This window comes from Psychrobacter sp. DAB_AL32B (assembly GCF_002224105.1).
Classification (GTDB): Bacteria; Pseudomonadota; Gammaproteobacteria; order Pseudomonadales; family Moraxellaceae; genus Psychrobacter.
The window spans coordinates 1-18,271 of record NZ_NEXU01000038.1; the positions used below are offsets into that span (position 1 = coordinate 1).

An 18,271-nucleotide genomic window follows, 5' to 3' on the forward strand; every position below is an offset into this window, starting at 1 on the left:
GTGTCATAAATATTCAGTTCTAGGAATATAGTTCTTAGTCTAGTCCAGTGTTCATCTTTGAGCATGGTACGAGGCATAGCGAACGTGATCTTTTGGTGTGAGAACTTAAAGATTAGACGTTCGCTATTTTTTTTGCCAACACTTTATCGCCAATGTTCAACACGCCCTATTGAGACCCATAAAAAAGGCCACCAATTGATGACCTTGATTATTAATACATAAGCTGTGATTTTCACTAAATAAGCTTAGAACCAGTTATAGGTTAAAGAGGTAAAGAAGTTTGTGCCATCAGTGTTATAACCCGGTAGAGTAATGTACTTTTTATTAGCAATATTATTTAAACGAGCAGTCATAGATAAATTATCAGTGAGTTTATAGTTACCGCTGATATTCAATAAACCGTAGGAATTGACCAACTGTGAATCTGTATTGGCGACATCACTATAATAATCGCCAATATATTGGTATTCAGCACGAACATCCAAGCTTGGTAAGCGGTAACCTGCATATACCATGGCTTTATGCTCAGGTCGAATAGCTAAGAAGTTACCATCTTCAAGACCGCCGCTATCGTTTTTAGCTTGCTGATAATCATAGCTACCACCAAATAAATAGCTATCAACAATCCAATCTGATGTTAAGGTAACACCCTCAATTTTAGCTTTATCAACGTTTTCACTACTACCGCCCGCATAATAGCCATTAGCATCAAATATGGAAACAAAGCCGATTAAGTCATCAACTTTATTATGATATCCAGTTAACCGTGTAGACTGGATATCTGTGTCATATTCTATAAAGGTTTCATAGTTATCGCTAGTTTCAGGTTTTAAGTTAGGATTGCCTGAATCTGGGTAGTATAAATCATTAAAAGTAGGGACGCGGAATCCCTTGGCATAGCTAGCGCCAGTACGAAGGTTTTGGTTAATATGGTACGCACCACCTAAACTGTAAGTCGTCTTACTATCGAAGTCTGAATAATCGTCGTGGCGCAAATTCGCTTGTAGATCGAATGTGTTGTTCACTAGATTATAACCAGCAAACCCACTAGTTACTTTTCTGTCAGCTGCTTCGTATACATTCAATTTTAGCTCTTGATTTAAGTGTTCAGCACCAAAAACGGCTTTGCCAATTGGTAAATTTTGAGATCTAATTAAGCTTATCTGTTGTTGGTTAGTGTTGTATCCACTACCATTTTTTAAACTCGTCTCATAGGTTGTTGACTCGTCAATACTATAGCCATAAGTGAGCTTAGTATTACTACCATTATCATCAGAATGCTCAATATAAGCACTAGCAGCACCATTGTTTTGTTCTGCAAAAGCATTTTCTAAAGCAGGAGCATTAGTAAGGTAATCATCATAAGAATCAATATCGGTTTTTGATTTTGAATAAATACCAGTGACTCCAAATTTCAAGTTATCATTAATCTTTTGGCTAAATGAAAGACTATAGTTATTACTTTTAAACCCATCATTATCTGTTTGAGAAGGTAAATTACTTGGTAGCGTCGCATTATAGCCGTCAGTTTCATTATGATTCGCTGATAAGCCTAATGTTGTCCCTTTTTCATTAGTGAACTGAGCGCTAGCGCCATATAAATACTCGTTATGTGAGCCTATGCCTGCAGTTACTGATACATTGCTTCTACCGATATTAGCCCCTTTAGTAAATACTTGAATGACACCGCCCATCGCATCGGCACCGTAAATACTGGAACCTGAGGCACCATACAGTATTTCAATACGATCGATTTGATCAGCAGGCAATAGGCTTAATGTTGCACCGCCAGCACTAATTGAGCTATAGCGTACACCATCAATAAGCACCAGTATTTGCTTGTTATCATATCCACGCATATAAAAGTTTGAGGTGGTACCAGGACCACCATTGGTGTAATGACTAATACCTGGCTGGCGTTTAATAATATCAAGTGCATTTTGACCTTGGAAACGCTTTAAGTCTTCTTTATCAATAACGCGAGTTTGTGCAATGACGTTACTGGTTTTAGTGGGCGTACGCGTGGCTGTAACGACGATTTTATCAAGCTCAACTTCTGGTAGCTCGCTATCATTCATGGCGCTGACGATATTTAGTTCACTAGTGGCAGCTGTTGTATTCATGGCAAATACGCCAAGCGTGCTTAAAATACATAACCGAAGATAGGTAGTCGAAGATGTACGTGATAAAGCCATATTTAATTCCAAATTGGTCAAATAAATAAAATACAGAAGAGAGAGCCAAGAAGTGAAAAATTACAAAAAGTAATAAATAAACTACACGTCGCCATTATCTATAAAAGTGCTCGACTTATAAACCACTTTAACCTAATTTTTATTCATCATAAGGTGAATATCTCTCAAGGTTGGCTGCTATTTATTGGTTTAACTGCTATCAGCGACTTTTACAAGGTTATTAGATAATGTTGTTGACGAGTGATGATGGTTTTTATCATCAAGATTGCTATGTCGTTTATAAAAAGTGAAAGCGTCGTAGGCATAACACGTTTCGCCATAAAAACACGCAATCAAAAGCATTGCTGTCATAAATAATTGCTATTATAGTGGCAGATTTTATCTGTTTTTCGTTATGCCATTCATAAAGCTATGAGGTTTGTTTTGTCTATTAAGCGTAATCTGAGTACTAGTTCCTCGCAATCTCCATCTTCATTAATATTATTAACTAAGACACCGCTAATGGTGATCGCATTTCTTATCGTCATGATATTAAGTGTCATCACGCCACATAGTGCGCTGGCCGCTGAAGCGAGCATACTGGGTGTGGGTGGCACAAAAACGGAAGAAGGAGCTGATACATCGATACCGGATTCATTTGGACGTGATACGCCGCGTCATACTGTACAAGGGTTTCTCAATGCGCTGGGAGAAAACGATTATCTGCTGGCGAGTAATTATTTAAATTTATCCAAGTCTGATAATCCGACTACAATCGTGCGGCAGTTTAAACAAGCGCTTGATGCGGGTGGCCGTTTTCAGCCTGATTTGCAAATTAATAATACGCCTGAAGGCAATTTAACCGATCAGCTACCGCCAAGCCAAGAAAATGTGGGTGTCATCAACGTCAGTGATAAAAGTGTACCGCTGGTACTTGAAAGAGTGGTTTCTAAGCAAGGGGAACAATACTGGCAGTTTTCTACTGATACGCTCAGCTCAATACCAGAAGTCATAGAAAATTCTGAGCCCACTTTAGTCTCTCGCTATACCATTGATTCTTTAGAAGGTAAAAAACTATTCGGCTATCAGTTGGCTGACTTGGTAGCCGCTTTGGCGATGACTATCAGCAGTTTTTTATTCACTTATATTGCCGTATGGCTACTGTATCATTTGTTAAAACTCACTTATCCTCGTGTCCGTGGTGTACCACTGCCATTGCCAGATAGAGTCATATTGCCGTTGGCTGTGGTGATTATGGCACTGATTCTATCTGAGGTGATGGTTTACGCTGGCGTGTCAGTGACCTTGCGCGAGCCGGTCAACCGCTTCGCTGAGATTGCTTCATGGGTAGCGATAACGTGGTTGTTATTACGCATTATCGACGCCTTGTTTACCCGTGCAGTGAATTTAAGCTATAAGAAAAACTATACTGAACGGGTCTCAATTTTGGGACTGCTACGCAAAATTGTCAAAGCGCTGCTGTTGATATTTGCAGTCATCGTTACCTTCGGCAATTTGGGCTTTGATTTAACGACTGGTATTGCCGCATTAGGGGTAGGTGGTTTAGCGTTAGCATTAGGTGCGCAAAAGACCATCGAAAACTTAGTAGGCAGTGTCGTGGTGGTGGCCGATTCGCCCGTACGCATCGGTGACTATTGTAAATTTGGTACTTATGAGGGTACTGTCATCGATATTGGTATTCGTTCATCGCGCGTGCGTACCTTGACCCGTACTATCGTCACCGTACCTAACGGTGATTTTTCATCGATGCAAATTGAAAACTTTACCTCGCGTGATATGTTCCGCTTTTTACATCAGCTATATATCAAACGTACGGCTGATATCGACGTTGTTTTCCAAATGGTTAAGCACTTGGATAAGTTTTTGGATGAACACGAGTTGACCAACCAAGAATGGAATCAGGTCAATATTTTAGAGTTACGTCAAGATTGCTATATTATTCAATTACAAGCCTACGTCAATGCTAGCGGTATTATTGAATTCTACGATAAGCAAAACGTGTTATTCGTTGATCTGTTAATGCAAGTTAGAAAATATGATGTAGAGCATGCCTTGCCAACACAGCAGCTTATTGTCAAGCAACCAGAACTTCTGGCTCAATTAGAACATGAAGGCGAAAGTGAGGCAGCTGACAAGAAGGCTGATCAAAAAAATGCTGCTGCTGATAAGCCGCAAGCGGTTAACTTAAGCAAAGATGTGGATACTATTGATAATGAGCAGATAATAGAGAAGCCCAAAGATACCTTAAAAAAGCACATGGTGGATAATAGATACAAACACATTCATAAAAATCGCGGTTATGCTTTAGCGAGATTAAAGTTCAAACAGGTAAAAAAGAGCTTTCGATTTCCTAAAGTAAAAAACATGTAGTGAAGTAGCCTATTATACTGGCAGAGCTTTTCTATTATTCAGCCAGCCATAATGTGACCATAGGAGTAAACTAGCAGCACTGCGATGTGGCGACCACTCTTTAGTTGCTGTCTCTAATTGCTTTGGCGTTGGGCGTTCTGCTAAGCCTAATAAATGCATCGCAGCGACTTTAATCGCTAAATCATCGACAGCGAGTACATCAGATCGCCCCAAAGAGAATAATAAATACATCTCGGCAGTCCAACGGCCAATGCCAACGACGGCAGTGAGTGTTTTAAGCACCTCGTTATCATTCATTGTGGTTAATGCTTCAAAATCGATATCATGCTCAACCAATGAGCGCGCATAACGAATTTTTTGTTTAGATAGACCTTGTGCTCGCAATATATCGTCTTCTACCTGAATAATCGTTTGCGGTGAGGTGAGGTTAGCGTCAAGCAGTTTTTTCCAAATGCTTGAAGCCGCTGCTACGGAGAGTTGTTGACCCACCATCGCTCTTAGTAGCTGCTCAAAGCCACCAGCGTTAAGTCGTAAGTCTGGTACGCCCACTTGATCGTAAATAGGAGCAAATCTTGGCTCAATAGCGATCAGTGCGTTGATGTGAAGCTTTAGCTGTTCAGTCGTTTCCATTATTTCAACGGCGTCGATGTTTTCAGCGCTTTCAATAGTCTCAATAATTTGTAAGCTCATGACAGACTTATCCTATATGATTAAAGCTATTCAACATGAATGAAGCTATTTATAGTCGATTAACCATAAAATTTATACCAGCAGAATGTTGTGACAATCGCACGTATTATATTTTGAGTTACTAGAATATAAATTCAGTATCGCTATAAAAAAAGGACTGCATTAGCGTAGTCTATTTTGATAAAGACTAATAAAACCTGATAACGCCAAAGCCTTTATTTAACATGACTTTAGTGCTAATATGTCACTTGTGATAACGATAGAGCAAGTGTGAAAATGCTAATTAAATGGCTACCAAGGTGGCTACCAGTTTGCAGGTGATATGATGACGATCAAAACAGACTTAACAACCGATACCCAAATCAAACGAGCAATCAAAGACACTATCAAAGCTGGCAAGACTATCAGTTACCCTATAGCTGGCTATACAGGCTTAGAGGTACGCATAAGACCGCATAAAGATAACCCAGACGCTACAGCCGATTTTAGACACCGTTACACCCACCCAATTACTGGCAAACGCCCTTACATGACGCTAGGACAATATCCAGCGTTAAGCCTTGCCGATGCCCGTCAATATCATAGCGACAATATGCAACTGTTAGCCAAAGATATTGATCCAATAGAACAAAGAGCGGACACCAAGCAAAAAGACATAACAGACCGCCAAAACATTTTAAACTACTTTATCAATGAATGGAGTGAAATACAAAAGAGCAAAGATTTATCCAAATCTACTATAAAAAATAATAAGGTTATATTAAAACCAATTCAGCAAAAACTAGGACATATGAAGGTTACAAACATTAGCTCCAGCGTAGTTATAAAGTTTATAACTGATATACAAAAAACTAGCCCAGTTAAAGGCCTACAAGTCAAAAGTTTATTAAAGAGCATTCTACAAATCGCTAAGGCTCATATGGTTATTGAGTACAATCCAGCCAGCGACTTGAGGGGCACATTAAAAGCTCATAAACCCAACCATTACCCATCACTAACACAGCCTAAAGAATTTGCCGAACTGCTAAAAAATATTGACCAATTAGACGATGCAAGCCAGCTACACAATAAGCACGTATTACAGCTATTAGCATTAACGTTTGTTCGAGTTGGTGACGTTTGTACGATGAAATGGACAGATATTAACTGGTTAAAAAAACAATGGGAGCTTAAGCCACAGAAAGCAGGTAACAGGGCCGACATGGTTGCCAGTATGGTTATACCACTAGCACCGCAAGCTATTACCTTATTAGAGAAAATGAAGCCGCTTACAGGTGATAGCGACTATGTATTTCATAACACTAGGCGCAAAAAAGAGCCTTACCACCATACACAAGAAATCAATAAAGTATTGAATAGTGATTTAATGAACAACGGCCAAGGTTACAAAGACATTCATAGCCCACACGGTTTTAGAAGTAGCGCAAAAACTATGCTAATGGAGCGACTAGGCTATGACGAACTGATAACCGAGCTGGCGCTAGGCCACCGCATGCTAAACGCATATGGCACAGCATACAACCGCATGACAGGCTTAGAGCAAAGAGCAGACATGATGAACGACTGGGCGAACTATCTAGACAATATAAAAGCTGGCAAGTTTGATAACGTGATCCGTGCAGACTTCAAGAAAGCAGACAAACAAAAACACGGCTAAAGCCAAGTAGCAGACAGATTAACCAGTTTTGATAGCTTACGGGCTGTCATACCGAATGCAAGGCTAGGACTAATTACCCGAACTGCTACCGTTTCATGCCTTAGGTAGCTTGCCTTGCACCTTTTTTATTAAGGTATGAATGACAAGTAAGGCATGATTATGAGTGACAAGAAATATAATTTAAAGATTTTATCTCAGGTAATTGCTGACAGTGAAAGAACACCTATAGGCATACGCCTTGTATTAGACACTGAAAGAAAAGAAGAGTTATTTAGGTATATCTTACATGAAAGAACCCAGTTTCATGGTCACTTAAGAGATTTAGTGAAAGAAAAGGGCTTGCCTATTAAGCCAGCCTTAAACGAATTTACCGCTTTAAGGCTAGAAGTATTAAGGTTATTTTTTGAGTTATACGCTACAAATAACTATGACGATGAAGAAGAGAACTTCTTAGAAGTTATAAAAAACAAATTAATGGGCAGTTACTATAATGAATTAGATCAAAATATTGAACAAAACAAACATACCAGCGCAAAACAGATCACCTACACCGCTATATTATTAACCTTTGCTGAAATATATTTAATTTTAGGAGAAGAGCATCACTTTATGAACTATATTCTTGGCTCAGGTAATGCGCTTGGAGTTGTAGTAGCAAATCATAGCTATGTATCTTACGAGGAGTTAGAAAAACGTAAACCTACGCCTATACAAAGGCATACTGATGAGAAAAAAGAGATAGCAATCCCCTTAGCAAAAAGGATATGGAGTTATGATAAAGATACAAATCTGTTAATGCGCATACAAGTGGCGGCCTTAGTAGTTGATCTGCTACCTCATTTAGGATTAACAATACCTCAAGTTGATAACTGGCTTAAGAAATCCGGTGAAGTACCGCCAGGCATTTTGAAAAAGTATGCAATCCAAGACTATGGCAACACACGCAATGAAAACAAGTTACGCACACAATTAATATCAAAAATACTTAGCGAGTTAAGCCCAATTGATTGTAGAAGTTTGTAACCAAAGACCCCTAAATTCTAGGATTACCCCCTAAGTTCTAGAATACCTATCTACCGCCTTATCTATCATAATCCTAATATGGCACCTGTTACTAATCATTAACTAACAGGTGATCTTATGACCCATACCAATGCAACCATCAATGACAGCAACCAAGCTAGAGATGAGCAACCAACCCCACTAAACCCTCAAGGCTATTCACGTATTCAGCCTACAGCTGAACTTATCGGACTTCATCACCAAACGCTAAGACGCTGGTGGAAAGCAAGTAAATTCCCAAAACCTATCAATGTAAACGGTATTCCAATGTTTAGGAATGCTGACCTATTGCTATGGCTCGAAAATCACACTTCAACTGCTAGCGAGGTGTAGATCATGACGACTACAGCCACCGCCCCAGTGACTAATGAGCAAGCCCCTAAAACTCAATTAGAGATTGTTAAAGCGCACCTGATGACCGGGGCAACAATCACCACATGGGACGCTTACCGCCTTTATCAAATAACTTGTTTGGCTCAACGCATACATGATCTAAGAACCGCAGGGCTAACCATTCAAAGCGAAATAGTTACGCACAACGACAAGCGTTTTTCGGTCTATTGGCTCGATGAAGCAACCTTACTTGATATGCAGTCAATCACTGATGCTGAGGGTATTTAATCATGCTTACTATCTCAAACAGCGCCATAGGTATGAAAGACGGGCTTTACTCACTCAATGAACTACATAGAGCCAGTGGCAGTAATAAGAAGCACCAAGCCAGTAACTTTATGCGGTTAGAAGCCACAAAGGGTTTAATTGATGAAATAGAGCGTTCCTCAGATATGAGTAACGGAACAAATTCAATAGCTTACAAAGTCATTCAAGGTGGTGAGTCACAACAGCAAGGCACCTTTGTATGCCGTGAGCTTGTTTATAGTTATGCGATGTGGATTAGCCCACGCTTTCAACTAATGGTTATACGTGCCTTTGACTCAATTGCCAATCAGCAACAGAAACTTAGCCAACGACTTAATGGCTTATGCCGTGACTTAAGCGCGGTTGATGCTGGACTCACTATAGCAGGGCGTTTTCTTTGCATTGGCGGTAAGCAGATCAAGCCGCAGATACAGCAAGATATTAATAGCACCCTTAAGCAGATGCAACCCAGCCTTGAACTTGTAGGAGGTGCTGACAGTGGAAAGCAATAACGACATCTTAGAACCGCGCCTAGTGGCAGTAGATAGCTATTACTTGTCTGTCATCGATGACCGCATACAAGACCTATCAAACGATGCTGAGAGCCTAGCAATGGCGCTCAATGCGATCAATACCGACGATGACGTAAGCAAGGGCGTGATAGTCGCCGTAAGGTCTGCCTTGCTTGCCAATAGTGAGTTGGGAAGCATCGTGAGCGAAATGATGAGCGGACTTATATTGCTACCTGAAATGGAGGTTACGCGCCATGAGTAGTAGTGACTTAGTAAACGAGGTGATGGATAGGCTAAAAGAACAGGGCTTTTTGATGATACCTGATGGCTTTATTGACCAGTTAATCATTACCTTGCACGCCAATGTGACCCTGATTAACACCATGACAGAAATTGCAGAGATTGAGAACAAAATGCAAAACCTGTCAATGATACCCAAAATTAATAGGCAAGTAGAGTCACTAAAAAACCTATCGAAAAATATAGCAGAAATCGCTTTTAACGTGGAGGACGTAAGAGATGAGCAACGATAACAAAATCAATCTAAAAGGCCGCCACGGGGCAAATTCGAGTCTAAGTGACATGAATTCGAGCTTTAGTAGCAGCATTATAAATATGTTCGCTAAAGCAAAGCAGCCCACTAAATATCAGACAATAATGACGCATATAAAAAATGATGTAACAAGGGTGGTTACCCATTTATTTGATTTTAGCGATAGTGAAAAACAAGACTTTACAAGTCATGCTAACAAGCGTTACTATGTAGATCTCTCAAAAAACGTTAGCGGACAAGCCAGCCGTAACTTATTGGCTTTTTTTGTGCCTGATAATAGCGCAGCCTCTCAAGCTGTTACTATGCAATCAAGCACCACCCTAAGAGCGCACTTAAGCGTATCAAGGGGGCATTCCCTCATATCTATAGCAAGTCACTTGCTAACCGACTATGACGGGTTGACGCTGCAAAATAAAAGAGCCGAAAGGCGAATATGCAGGGCGGTTACTAACGTTACCGAGAGTAAGACCCGTCACCCTATACTTTTACCGTATAGCGTGGCATTAACTCAAAAAACGTTAGGAGCTATCCATCATGGGTAATTCAGTTCGTACGACCTCTAAAAGCACCACCACCCCAAAATTCATACCGGCAGCCAGTCAAACGACCTTTGATATTGGTGATGTTGTGCTGTGCCCGTCATTAAGCAGTTATCCTTTTCTGTTGGAGCGTGACCCATACGGCAATCGTAACGTATTGGCGCTCGAGTTCGACGGTAGCTATTTCTACTATGACGTTAAAGGCTTTTTTGTCAGCGCTAATGATAGTGAAACGGGTGACTTCCAACCAAGCCTCTACCACAACACACCCTCTAATCAGCTAGCAATCGATACCTTATACGGTAATACCCCAACTATCCCATCAAGCCAGCGTAAAGTAATCGACGCCACCGAAGCAGATGATAACGAGGTTGTCTTAATATCGCCTTGCATGTTGTCTGATACCGCTTGTGACGTTTCTGGCGCTGCTGAGGTCATGTACGATATTGGTCAGCTACTCAACCTAATCTATAGAGAGGACATCTCCTCTAATCAAGTTAAGTCAATGGCGCGCCTTGTGCACGATACTACTGATAGATGGCATAGCATTCTTAACCACCGACTTGATACGCTCAATAAACCATTAGAACAAACTGGTTTTGGCAAGGTAGAGGGTTAAGAATATGAAAACTATCAATCAGTTAAGACAAGAGTATATCGATACCAAGACAGGCGAACAAATCCACCTAGGCTGGATCGATGCCTTATTCACTACTATCAAAGATGATCTTAAGAGTGGTGATATTCACAAAGCGCAAAAACTTGCCGACCTTGGACAATACTTAGCCCAAGACCTTCAGCATTATTCAGAGGACGAACTGGCACAGCTACTTGCTGACAAGGAGGGTTCTCTATGAAGACCTTCCCGCAGCCTAAACGTAACCGTAGTCATGCCAAGCGTAAGAATCATTACCAAAAGTATCAGTCTGCGCGTAAGCCCACCAAGCCAAGTCGCAAGGAAATAAGCGAGCAGGGAGGGGAAAATGACTACCACACCGCGTAAAAAGAACGCACACAAAAAAGCCCGAGCGATAAGCTCAGGCTTTTTGAGAGCGATAAATACTTTCGTGCTAACTCCACGGCAAGGACTAGCAGACAAGCGAACATCATTCAAAACAGTGGTTAGAAACCACGAGAATGATCATAGCATACCTGCTTACGAATTGGCATCCCTCCAAGTACATCGTCGAATGATGGATTATTGCTATCTGAACGAAAAGCCACTGCCGAGTGATGTTGATGAAATCGCATTACTAGTAAGTATGCGTTCGCATAGCGATAGCATTGCGGTCGTATTGCGTTACTTCTTTGAGCTTACAGAAGATGATTGTATCAACGACCGTTGTGACAGAGAGGTTAGCAAGCAAAATAGCATCTTGGGGGTAAAAAATGAAGTCACACAGTTTTTACGTTCACGACGCTGAAAAGCATGGCGTAGAGAAAGCAGTAATTCTCTATAACTTGCGATTTTGGTTAGAAAAAAATCAGGCAAGCAATAAGAATTTGCATGACGGTTACTACTGGACTTACAACTCAGCTCAAGCATTTACGGTGCTATTTCCTTACTACACAGCAAGCAAGGTAAATAGGTTGTTAAAGCAGATGGAAAATGACGGATTAATACTGTCAGGTAACTACAACAAAGCTGGTTATGACCGGACCAAATGGTACTCAATGCCTAATTTTTGCGTTGCAGCCCTTGATAACAGCCATTTTTCATTATTGCAAAATGCAATTTTCACTTCTGCAAAATGGATATTTCAATATTGCAAAATGGATATTGCAGAATTGCAAAATGCATTCTTCAAAAGTGCAAGACCTATACCAGATATAAACACAGATGGTAAACCAGATATAAACACAGATTCTAATGGCGTGATTGAGTTTGATGATTTCTGGAATGCTTACGGTAAAAAAGTCGATACAGCTAAGTGCAAAACCAAATGGTCAAAACTAACTCATGAGCAGCACAAAGAGATCATGGCTAATGTCTTTGATTATGTGGCAGCTAACAGCGACAAGCAGTATCGAAAAAACCCACTTACTTACTTAAACGGTCAGTGTTGGTTAGATGAAATTATCGAGCGTCAACCACAGCCAACCAATACGCAGGTACCAAATTATGCAAACACACAACCAAGGCAATCAGGATCAAGAAGTTTCGATGACATGCTTGATGCACAGCTCGCAGAAGAAGAAGGGGGATGGCATGAATACACAGTTAACTAAAGGCGATATAGCGAGTTTGTTTAAGGGTTGGAAGCGTTTATTTAGAACAAAAATGAAAGATGAAGATTGGGATATTGAGACAGTGACTGTTTGGTATATCGCACTGAACGACTTAGCAACTACCCCTGATGAATTTATGACAGCCAAACGAAAAACCTTATCGATGACATGGCCACCAACAGCACCAGCCGACTTTTTAGAATTAGCCAGAGGTGCAGTAACAGAGAATTACCCTGATATGCGTCAAGCGTATCTCGATGCAGCGAATCAGCGCACAGATTGCCCAATTGCTTATGAGACAGCTAGACGAGTGGGATTCGGTCAAATGCGAGAAGGTTATGAGTACATAACTTATCCATTGTGGCAAAAGCATTATCAAGAAGTAATACAAGCTCACTCACAAGGCGCAGAGTTTAAAAAGCCACAAGTACTGCAAATTACAAATGAAGGCGCAGAGGTAGCTATTGTTAGTCCAGTCAGTAGCGAATACTTAGCCAACCTCAAGGCACTGTTAGCGGGTGACACGAAATGATTATTACAAACGGTATTCAAGCAGAGAAATCCATTCTGAATAGTTTTCTTGGTTTTGATGGTGATTTTGATGTGACCAGTGACTTACTGACAGTTGATGACTTTCAAGCTATTAGGCATCAATATATTTACCAAGCAGTTGCAGACCTTGCAGCAGAAAACAAGCCTTACGATTTAGTCATGGTTAGTGATTTGATGGCTGAGCGCGGTCAGATTGGTGATGATAAATGCCCATCAGGTTATTTTGCTCAATTATTCGATATGCCTAGAGCAAGCCCTAGAAGCCTACGCAGTCATGCAGAACTTATAAAAGCTAGCTCATTACGCAGGCGGTCGATAAACGCCTTAAAGCAAGGTTTGTACAGCTTAGAAGATGCAGAAAGTAAGACGAATGACGTTAATAACAAGATATTGAGCGCATTGGCTAATTTAGAGGGATCAGTTGATGAAAAAGAAATATTTGATATTGACGACATGATAGATGGGTTGGTTGAGCGTATTCAGTCAGCTAATGATGGAGTCAAGCTTTACATTGATACTGGATTCCCTGAGCTTGATAACTTGATGAGATTAAAGGCTGGTAATTTGTGCATCGTGGCAGCGCGTCCAAGTCAAGGCAAGTCATTGCTCGCTATGAATATGCAGACACACTTAGCGAAATATCAAGATGGCGTATCGGTATTCTTTAGCATTGAGATGGACGAGGCAGACTTAACCAACCGAATGTTCGCGGCTGAGATTGGTGTACCGATTGACAGATTGATAGCAGGGCAGATGAATGAAGATGAGCAAGCAAGGTTTCAGAAGGTGATTACTGCTAGAGCGCAAATGAAGATCAAGATTGTACGCAAGACAGGTTTGACCGTTTCACATATCAGAACGCACATGAATAAATTAAAGCGTGAGTACGGCAAGATTGGCTCAGTCTGCATTGACTACCTACAGTTGATGGACGGCTTGAACGGCGATGACTCCGTTAAAAAGATAGGTGCTACCACTCAGGCACTGAAAGCGATGGGCGCTGAGTTTGAATGTCCAATTATCTTACTATCACAGTTAAACAGGGCGGTAGAGAGTAGGCCGAATAAGCGACCAGTATTAAGTGACTTACGTGACAGTGGCTCAATAGAGCAGGACGCAGACCAAGTGCTATTTATTTACCGCGATGATTATTACAAGAAAAAAGATGGTAGCACTGAGCTGGACGGTATGGCTGAGATCATAGTGGCTAAGAATAGAAACGGTGGCACCAATACAGTTAGATTGGCTTTTGAGGGGCATATGGGGCGTTTTAGTAATCACATGCCATATCACGATAGTTTTAATGATGTGCCGGAATACGGGAAGAAGGCGTGAAAAAACGACAACAGATATGGATTAACTGAGGTGAAGAAATGAGCGACATAATCGACAGAGATGTGAAGGTAAGGTTAGCATCGTGGGCCGTTTGGACTCGTAACATCGGCAAGGGTCAAGGTTATTCTAGTCCAGCGCAAATGCTAATAAACTGCGCGCCTTTTTGTGACAGCGAAGTAAAACGCTATGCTAGGTATCAGCAGGTTGAGCATATAAGCGACGAAGAAGCGCTGGAGGTAGAGCGAGCTATGGCAACGCTTAAACGCTACTCAGCGCGATTAGACGTAGCATTAGGACATATGTTAGAGCATGAGCTCGACGATGATAATTTGCTAATCTGCGTGTTGATGTATGCCGTATTGGTTAGGCATTATCGATATGATGAATCGTTTAGTCGTATTGCTAGAGATTTGACCAAGGCTTTGGGTAAAAAGATAACGGATGTAAGAGTAAAGGCGATCATGGAGCGCGGAGCGGGCTTTATTGAAGCCCTATTAATGTCTTGACAGCTCATTGAGCTATGTAGTAATATCCTTTTATGCTCCGCATTTTATGTGTTGAGCCAACCTATTCAGGCCCTATCTTCATTGATGGGGCTTTTTTATTGCCTACCATTTTATGCTCGATATGTGATTATCCATATCGGGCTTTTTTATTGTCTAAATTTTGGCAGAGATGCTATGTGCAAAATATCAAATGCAGAAGTATTCAACCGTTGGAAGTTTGCAGAGAAGCAGGCAGCCAGAAACTACTGGTTTAACTTTTTGAATACGCGTGCCAATTATGGCGATAAAGATGCAGACCAGTACGTTAATACGATACTTATTCATATGAACAACGACTACTCGAATATAAAGGTTAGTGTCAGTAATAACACTATCTTTGTAACCGACACTAAGGATGGTGAGTCTTTAGCAATTAACCCTGATGATTGGGCTTTGATTAAAGAGACTATAGATCAGCAAATCGCGGATGGTTGTTTAGAGGTCTAACTTAAAACACTTTTGCCCCGCCTTGATTGGTCCGGGCATTTTTTATATGAGGTAACAAGCGATGGCACTCAAAGCGCTAAAGCCAAGACTGGACGAGATGAATAAGATGGGCCTTGATACTCATCAGCCAAAGTCTAAATGGGGACATGGACGAGGTGGAAGACCTTGGCGTAGATTGAAAGATAAGATACTTCTACGTGATAAGCACACCTGTCAGTCATGTCATCGCGTCGGTGGTGAGCTTGAGCTTGACCATATCGTTAATGTTGCCGTTGGTGGTACTGATGATGAAAGTAATTTGCAGATTCTATGTACTGAATGCCATCAGGTTAAAACCTTGGATGAAAGTAAGGCAGGGGGGAGGTAATTTTATTTTCCTCTGTAGGGCACAGGACACCACACACCATCTCATTTATAAAAAAATTCTGTCTTTACCGAATATGTTAAAGCCTACCAAGAAAAGTTAAAGGAGGTTCTGATGGCGCTCACACTAAAAAAAAGATTATACGCTGACGCTATCATGGACGGTGAAACTAAAGCCGAAGCTGCTATGACAGCAGGTTACTCAAAGGCTACAGCCTCACAAGCAGGCTCAAGATTATTCAAAGACGAAGATGTTATTCAGTATATCGAAGCTAAGACTTTGGAGCGTGAACAAGTAGAAGCTGGCACCGTGCATGTTAAAAAAAACGTGGTTGATCCTAAAGAGAAGTTACTGGAATTATTAAACGACCCAGACCCAAAGATTTCACTAAGTGCAGCCAGTACGCTGATGCCATATATGTACGCAAGAATTGCACCGGCCGGTAAAAAAGTTGGTGAGAAAGAGCGGGCAATCAAGGCAACAAAAACTGGTAGGTTTTCAACACTCAGTCAGCAGTCGGACAAAATGCAATAAGGATTGGTAATGTCTATCTTCCCAAATCATTACGCTATAAATTTTTACATCTTTAGAACCAAAGAGCAGTTTGGTCGCCGCATACTTTCACAAGTTCCAAGCATTGGCGATATTTTAGTTTTCAAAGATAAGCGCTATAGAGTGCATACACTTGAATGGTGCTTAGATGAAGATGCAACAAACAATGAATATCAGGCGCTGATCAACATCGAGATGATAAAACAACCACCTATACACACTATGTAGTCAAATATTAATAATAAATCAAGCCGTCCTTAATGGGCGGTTTTTTATGGGCGAAGATAAATGATTACTGAATGGACAACGGCGCTACCTGATTGGGAAAAGCGCATAGTCCAAAAAGAATCACTACTGCCTTGTGCTCCACTCAATCAAGAAGTTGCAGACATTGCATTAAGGGTTTTTAACAGCCTTGTCCTGGTCGATGTTATTGGCAAACCCACATTGGGTGAAGCATCACTCAAATGGTCATCAGATTTTGTAGCGTCTATCTTTGGTGCGTATGACCCTGAAACCGGCATTCGCATGATTACCGAGTTCATGCTTCTCATTGCCAAGAAGAACGCTAAGTCCACATTGGCAGCCGGCATCATGATGACCGCGCTTATCTTGAATGAAAGACACAGTGCTGATTTAGTGATTATTGCACCAACCAAAGAGGTTGCTAGTAACTCATTCAATCCAGCGCGCGACATGATTGCTGCTGACCCTGAATTGTCAGCTATGTTCAACGTAAGTGAGCATACAAGAACGATTACCCACTTAGGTACTAATGCAAAGCTAAAGGTTATTGCTGCTGAATCAGAGGCGTTAGCAGGTATCAAGGCATCTTATATCTTGGTTGATGAATTATGGTTATTTGGCAAACGTGCTAATGCAGGCTCAATGCTGCGTGAGGCTACCGGTGGTCTTGCATCGAGACCAGAGGGTTTTGTCATATATCTAACAACCATGCCTGATGAACCACCAACAGGCGCGATGAAGCAGAAGCTTGACTATGCTAGGTCAGTACGTGATGGCAAGGTTGATGACCCGCAGTTCCTAGGCTTGCTTTATGAGTTCCCTCAAAAGTACCTAGATGATGAGCTCTATCTCAAGCAAGAGAATTGGTACATAACAAACCCTAATATGGGTGCCTCAGTTAACGAGAAGTACATTGAGCGTGAGTTCAAGAAAGCATCTGACGAGGGCAAAGAAGAGCTGCAGGACTTCACAGCCAAGCATTTAAACGTTCAAATCGGCGTATCAATGCGAGCTAATAGATGGGCAGCCAGTGAATTTTGGGAGAAGGCAGCAGCGCCAACACCATTCACTCTAGAGCAGCTTATAGAAGCATCAGAAGTTATTACGATGGGTGTCGATGGCGGCGGTCTTGACGACTTATTAGGTATGGCAGTTGTTGGCCGTCTGCCCGTGGTTATCCGTGAATATGAAGACAGGGTAAGCAAGCAAAAGGTACAAGTAAAACCGTGGTGGGTATGGACGCGCGCATGGTGTCATGAGATTGCACTTGAAAGGCGCAAATCTATTGCTGATACGCTACGTGACTTTGAGAAGCAAGGCGACTTGTCTATCGTTAAAAACATAGGCGATGAAACTGATGAGCTCGCCAAGATTGCCAAGCAAATATTTGATAGTGGCAAGTTGGATAAAATCGGACTTGATCCGCTAGGTATTGGCGCATTGCTTGACGAGCTAGTAATGATAGGCATACCAGACGATAAGCTCATAGGCGTAACGCAGGGCTTTAAAATGTCAGGCTATATCAAGACTACTGAGAACAAGATTGCGCGTAAAGACATGCTTCACGCTAGTCAGCCAATCATGGGTTGGTCAGTTGGTAACTGCCGAACAGTCGTCAGGGGTAGCGGCACGATGCTATCAAAAGCTGAATCTGGTACCGCTAAGATTGACCCCGTTATCGGGATGCTAAACGCCGTCGCACTGATGAGCCAAAATCCTGAAGCGCCGAACACTGATGGGCCTACTTTGCATTTTATTTGAAAATTGTTGATATATCCAATCTA

At 41.4% G+C, this 18,271-nt stretch carries 24 protein-coding genes and 1 pseudogene; 22 read left to right on the plus strand and 3 right to left on the minus strand.

Annotation, left to right across the window (positions count from 1 at the left end):
- Positions 1–77: pseudogene (locus CAN34_RS14070) on the minus strand (IS5/IS1182 family transposase); the annotation flags it as partial.
- Positions 78–245: 168 nt separating this feature from the next.
- Complete coding sequence (locus CAN34_RS04430; protein ID WP_089554610.1) at positions 246–2,195, minus strand: TonB-dependent receptor; 1,950 nt, start codon at positions 2,193–2,195, stop codon at positions 246–248.
- A gap of 411 nt (positions 2,196–2,606) precedes the next feature.
- On the opposite strand from CAN34_RS04430, the gene CAN34_RS04435 reads away from it, so the two are divergent.
- A complete protein-coding gene (locus CAN34_RS04435) occupies positions 2,607–4,565 on the plus strand; it encodes a mechanosensitive ion channel family protein (RefSeq protein ID WP_089554611.1) in 1,959 nt (652 codons plus the stop codon).
- A gap of 12 nt (positions 4,566–4,577) precedes the next feature.
- Here the strand turns inward: CAN34_RS04435 and CAN34_RS04440 are convergent, their stop codons facing one another.
- Entirely contained in the window at positions 4,578–5,255 is a 678-nt protein-coding gene (locus CAN34_RS04440) for a DNA-3-methyladenine glycosylase (protein ID WP_089554612.1), read from the minus strand.
- 325 nt (positions 5,256–5,580) lie between these two features.
- On the opposite strand from CAN34_RS04440, the gene CAN34_RS04445 reads away from it, so the two are divergent.
- The 21 genes from CAN34_RS04445 (at position 5,581) to CAN34_RS04540 (ending at position 18,248) form a co-directional block, all read left to right on the plus strand.
- Positions 5,581–6,912 carry a tyrosine-type recombinase/integrase gene (locus tag CAN34_RS04445; protein ID WP_165767610.1) on the plus strand — a complete coding sequence of 444 codons (1,332 nt, stop codon included), beginning with the start codon at positions 5,581–5,583 and terminating at the stop codon, positions 6,910–6,912.
- Between the two features lie 159 nt (positions 6,913–7,071).
- Entirely contained in the window at positions 7,072–7,935 is an 864-nt protein-coding gene (locus CAN34_RS04450; protein ID WP_089554614.1) for a hypothetical protein, read from the plus strand.
- A 117-nt stretch (positions 7,936–8,052) separates the two neighbouring features.
- Complete coding sequence (locus tag CAN34_RS04455; RefSeq protein WP_089554615.1) at positions 8,053–8,307, plus strand: AlpA family transcriptional regulator; 255 nt, start codon at positions 8,053–8,055, stop codon at positions 8,305–8,307.
- Positions 8,308–8,310: 3 nt separating this feature from the next.
- Complete coding sequence (locus CAN34_RS04460; RefSeq protein WP_089554616.1) at positions 8,311–8,595, plus strand: helix-turn-helix domain-containing protein; 285 nt, start codon at positions 8,311–8,313, stop codon at positions 8,593–8,595.
- Between the two features lie 2 nt (positions 8,596–8,597).
- The gene (locus CAN34_RS04465; protein WP_089554617.1) at positions 8,598–9,125 is read left to right on the plus strand and encodes a KilA-N domain-containing protein; all 528 of its coding nucleotides are present in this window, start codon (positions 8,598–8,600) and stop codon (positions 9,123–9,125) included.
- Positions 9,112–9,387 carry a hypothetical protein gene (locus CAN34_RS04470; protein ID WP_089554618.1) on the plus strand — a complete coding sequence of 92 codons (276 nt, stop codon included), beginning with the start codon at positions 9,112–9,114 and terminating at the stop codon, positions 9,385–9,387. Before CAN34_RS04465 ends, CAN34_RS04470 begins: the two co-directional genes overlap by 14 nt.
- Entirely contained in the window at positions 9,380–9,658 is a 279-nt protein-coding gene (locus tag CAN34_RS04475; protein ID WP_089554619.1) for a hypothetical protein, read from the plus strand. Before CAN34_RS04470 ends, CAN34_RS04475 begins: the two co-directional genes overlap by 8 nt.
- A complete protein-coding gene (locus CAN34_RS04480; protein WP_089554620.1) occupies positions 9,645–10,220 on the plus strand; it encodes a hypothetical protein in 576 nt (191 codons plus the stop codon). Before CAN34_RS04475 ends, CAN34_RS04480 begins: the two co-directional genes overlap by 14 nt.
- Positions 10,213–10,836, plus strand: a complete 624-nt coding sequence (locus CAN34_RS04485; protein ID WP_089554621.1) for a hypothetical protein — start codon at positions 10,213–10,215, stop codon at positions 10,834–10,836. The genes CAN34_RS04480 and CAN34_RS04485 overlap by 8 nt, the downstream gene beginning before the upstream one ends.
- A gap of 4 nt (positions 10,837–10,840) precedes the next feature.
- Complete coding sequence (locus tag CAN34_RS04490; RefSeq protein ID WP_089554622.1) at positions 10,841–11,074, plus strand: hypothetical protein; 234 nt, start codon at positions 10,841–10,843, stop codon at positions 11,072–11,074.
- Positions 11,071–11,220 carry a hypothetical protein gene (locus CAN34_RS14205; RefSeq protein WP_165767611.1) on the plus strand — a complete coding sequence of 50 codons (150 nt, stop codon included), beginning with the start codon at positions 11,071–11,073 and terminating at the stop codon, positions 11,218–11,220. The genes CAN34_RS04490 and CAN34_RS14205 overlap by 4 nt, the downstream gene beginning before the upstream one ends.
- Entirely contained in the window at positions 11,201–11,641 is a 441-nt protein-coding gene (locus tag CAN34_RS04495; protein WP_089554623.1) for a DUF1376 domain-containing protein, read from the plus strand. Before CAN34_RS14205 ends, CAN34_RS04495 begins: the two co-directional genes overlap by 20 nt.
- The gene (locus CAN34_RS04500) at positions 11,607–12,446 is read left to right on the plus strand and encodes a hypothetical protein (protein ID WP_089554624.1); all 840 of its coding nucleotides are present in this window, start codon (positions 11,607–11,609) and stop codon (positions 12,444–12,446) included. Before CAN34_RS04495 ends, CAN34_RS04500 begins: the two co-directional genes overlap by 35 nt.
- A complete protein-coding gene (locus CAN34_RS04505; protein WP_089554625.1) occupies positions 12,427–12,978 on the plus strand; it encodes a hypothetical protein in 552 nt (183 codons plus the stop codon). The genes CAN34_RS04500 and CAN34_RS04505 overlap by 20 nt, the downstream gene beginning before the upstream one ends.
- Positions 12,975–14,333: a replicative DNA helicase gene (locus tag CAN34_RS04510; protein ID WP_089554626.1), complete on the plus strand. Its 1,359-nt coding sequence runs from the start codon at positions 12,975–12,977 to the stop codon at positions 14,331–14,333. Before CAN34_RS04505 ends, CAN34_RS04510 begins: the two co-directional genes overlap by 4 nt.
- Before the next feature lie 38 nt (positions 14,334–14,371).
- Positions 14,372–14,839 (plus strand): hypothetical protein, encoded by a 468-nt coding sequence (locus CAN34_RS04515; RefSeq protein WP_089554627.1) that lies wholly within the window; start codon positions 14,372–14,374, stop codon positions 14,837–14,839.
- A 174-nt stretch (positions 14,840–15,013) separates the two neighbouring features.
- The gene (locus CAN34_RS04520; protein ID WP_123891900.1) at positions 15,014–15,325 is read left to right on the plus strand and encodes a hypothetical protein; all 312 of its coding nucleotides are present in this window, start codon (positions 15,014–15,016) and stop codon (positions 15,323–15,325) included.
- 61 nt (positions 15,326–15,386) lie between these two features.
- The gene (locus tag CAN34_RS04525) at positions 15,387–15,692 is read left to right on the plus strand and encodes an HNH endonuclease (RefSeq protein WP_089554629.1); all 306 of its coding nucleotides are present in this window, start codon (positions 15,387–15,389) and stop codon (positions 15,690–15,692) included.
- A gap of 111 nt (positions 15,693–15,803) precedes the next feature.
- On the plus strand, positions 15,804–16,223 hold the full coding sequence (locus CAN34_RS04530) for a terminase small subunit (protein ID WP_089554630.1): 420 nt from the start codon (positions 15,804–15,806) through the stop codon (positions 16,221–16,223).
- 9 nt (positions 16,224–16,232) lie between these two features.
- Positions 16,233–16,469: a hypothetical protein gene (locus CAN34_RS04535; protein ID WP_254423088.1), complete on the plus strand. Its 237-nt coding sequence runs from the start codon at positions 16,233–16,235 to the stop codon at positions 16,467–16,469.
- Positions 16,470–16,529: 60 nt separating this feature from the next.
- Complete coding sequence (locus CAN34_RS04540; protein ID WP_089554632.1) at positions 16,530–18,248, plus strand: terminase large subunit; 1,719 nt, start codon at positions 16,530–16,532, stop codon at positions 18,246–18,248.
- Positions 18,249–18,271: the final 23 nt, after the last annotated feature.

Bases quoted from the DNA above. Each gene is read 5' to 3' on its own strand.
- CAN34_RS04540 (WP_089554632.1), top strand. From the start codon at position 16,530: ATGATTACTGAATGGACAACGGCGCTACCTGATTGGGAAAAGCGCATA.
- CAN34_RS04530 (WP_089554630.1), top strand. From the start codon at position 15,804: ATGGCGCTCACACTAAAAAAAAGATTATACGCTGACGCTATCATGGAC.
- CAN34_RS04510 (WP_089554626.1), top strand. From the start codon at position 12,975: ATGATTATTACAAACGGTATTCAAGCAGAGAAATCCATTCTGAATAGT.
- CAN34_RS04505 (WP_089554625.1), top strand. From the start codon at position 12,427: ATGAATACACAGTTAACTAAAGGCGATATAGCGAGTTTGTTTAAGGGT.
- CAN34_RS04495 (WP_089554623.1), top strand. From the start codon at position 11,201: ATGACTACCACACCGCGTAAAAAGAACGCACACAAAAAAGCCCGAGCG.
- CAN34_RS04535 (WP_254423088.1), top strand. From the start codon at position 16,233: ATGTCTATCTTCCCAAATCATTACGCTATAAATTTTTACATCTTTAGA.
- CAN34_RS14205 (WP_165767611.1), top strand. From the start codon at position 11,071: ATGAAGACCTTCCCGCAGCCTAAACGTAACCGTAGTCATGCCAAGCGT.
- CAN34_RS04480 (WP_089554620.1), top strand. From the start codon at position 9,645: ATGAGCAACGATAACAAAATCAATCTAAAAGGCCGCCACGGGGCAAAT.
- CAN34_RS04440 (WP_089554612.1), bottom strand. From the start codon at position 5,255: ATGAGCTTACAAATTATTGAGACTATTGAAAGCGCTGAAAACATCGAC.
- CAN34_RS04500 (WP_089554624.1), top strand. From the start codon at position 11,607: ATGAAGTCACACAGTTTTTACGTTCACGACGCTGAAAAGCATGGCGTA.
- CAN34_RS04515 (WP_089554627.1), top strand. From the start codon at position 14,372: ATGAGCGACATAATCGACAGAGATGTGAAGGTAAGGTTAGCATCGTGG.
- CAN34_RS04460 (WP_089554616.1), top strand. From the start codon at position 8,311: ATGACGACTACAGCCACCGCCCCAGTGACTAATGAGCAAGCCCCTAAA.
- CAN34_RS04465 (WP_089554617.1), top strand. From the start codon at position 8,598: ATGCTTACTATCTCAAACAGCGCCATAGGTATGAAAGACGGGCTTTAC.
- CAN34_RS04435 (WP_089554611.1), top strand. From the start codon at position 2,607: ATGAGGTTTGTTTTGTCTATTAAGCGTAATCTGAGTACTAGTTCCTCG.
- CAN34_RS04445 (WP_165767610.1), top strand. From the start codon at position 5,581: ATGACGATCAAAACAGACTTAACAACCGATACCCAAATCAAACGAGCA.
- CAN34_RS04475 (WP_089554619.1), top strand. From the start codon at position 9,380: ATGAGTAGTAGTGACTTAGTAAACGAGGTGATGGATAGGCTAAAAGAA.
- CAN34_RS04490 (WP_089554622.1), top strand. From the start codon at position 10,841: ATGAAAACTATCAATCAGTTAAGACAAGAGTATATCGATACCAAGACA.
- CAN34_RS04430 (WP_089554610.1), bottom strand. From the start codon at position 2,195: ATGGCTTTATCACGTACATCTTCGACTACCTATCTTCGGTTATGTATT.
- CAN34_RS04455 (WP_089554615.1), top strand. From the start codon at position 8,053: ATGACCCATACCAATGCAACCATCAATGACAGCAACCAAGCTAGAGAT.
- CAN34_RS04520 (WP_123891900.1), top strand. From the start codon at position 15,014: ATGTGCAAAATATCAAATGCAGAAGTATTCAACCGTTGGAAGTTTGCA.
- CAN34_RS04525 (WP_089554629.1), top strand. From the start codon at position 15,387: ATGGCACTCAAAGCGCTAAAGCCAAGACTGGACGAGATGAATAAGATG.
- CAN34_RS04485 (WP_089554621.1), top strand. From the start codon at position 10,213: ATGGGTAATTCAGTTCGTACGACCTCTAAAAGCACCACCACCCCAAAA.
- CAN34_RS04450 (WP_089554614.1), top strand. From the start codon at position 7,072: ATGAGTGACAAGAAATATAATTTAAAGATTTTATCTCAGGTAATTGCT.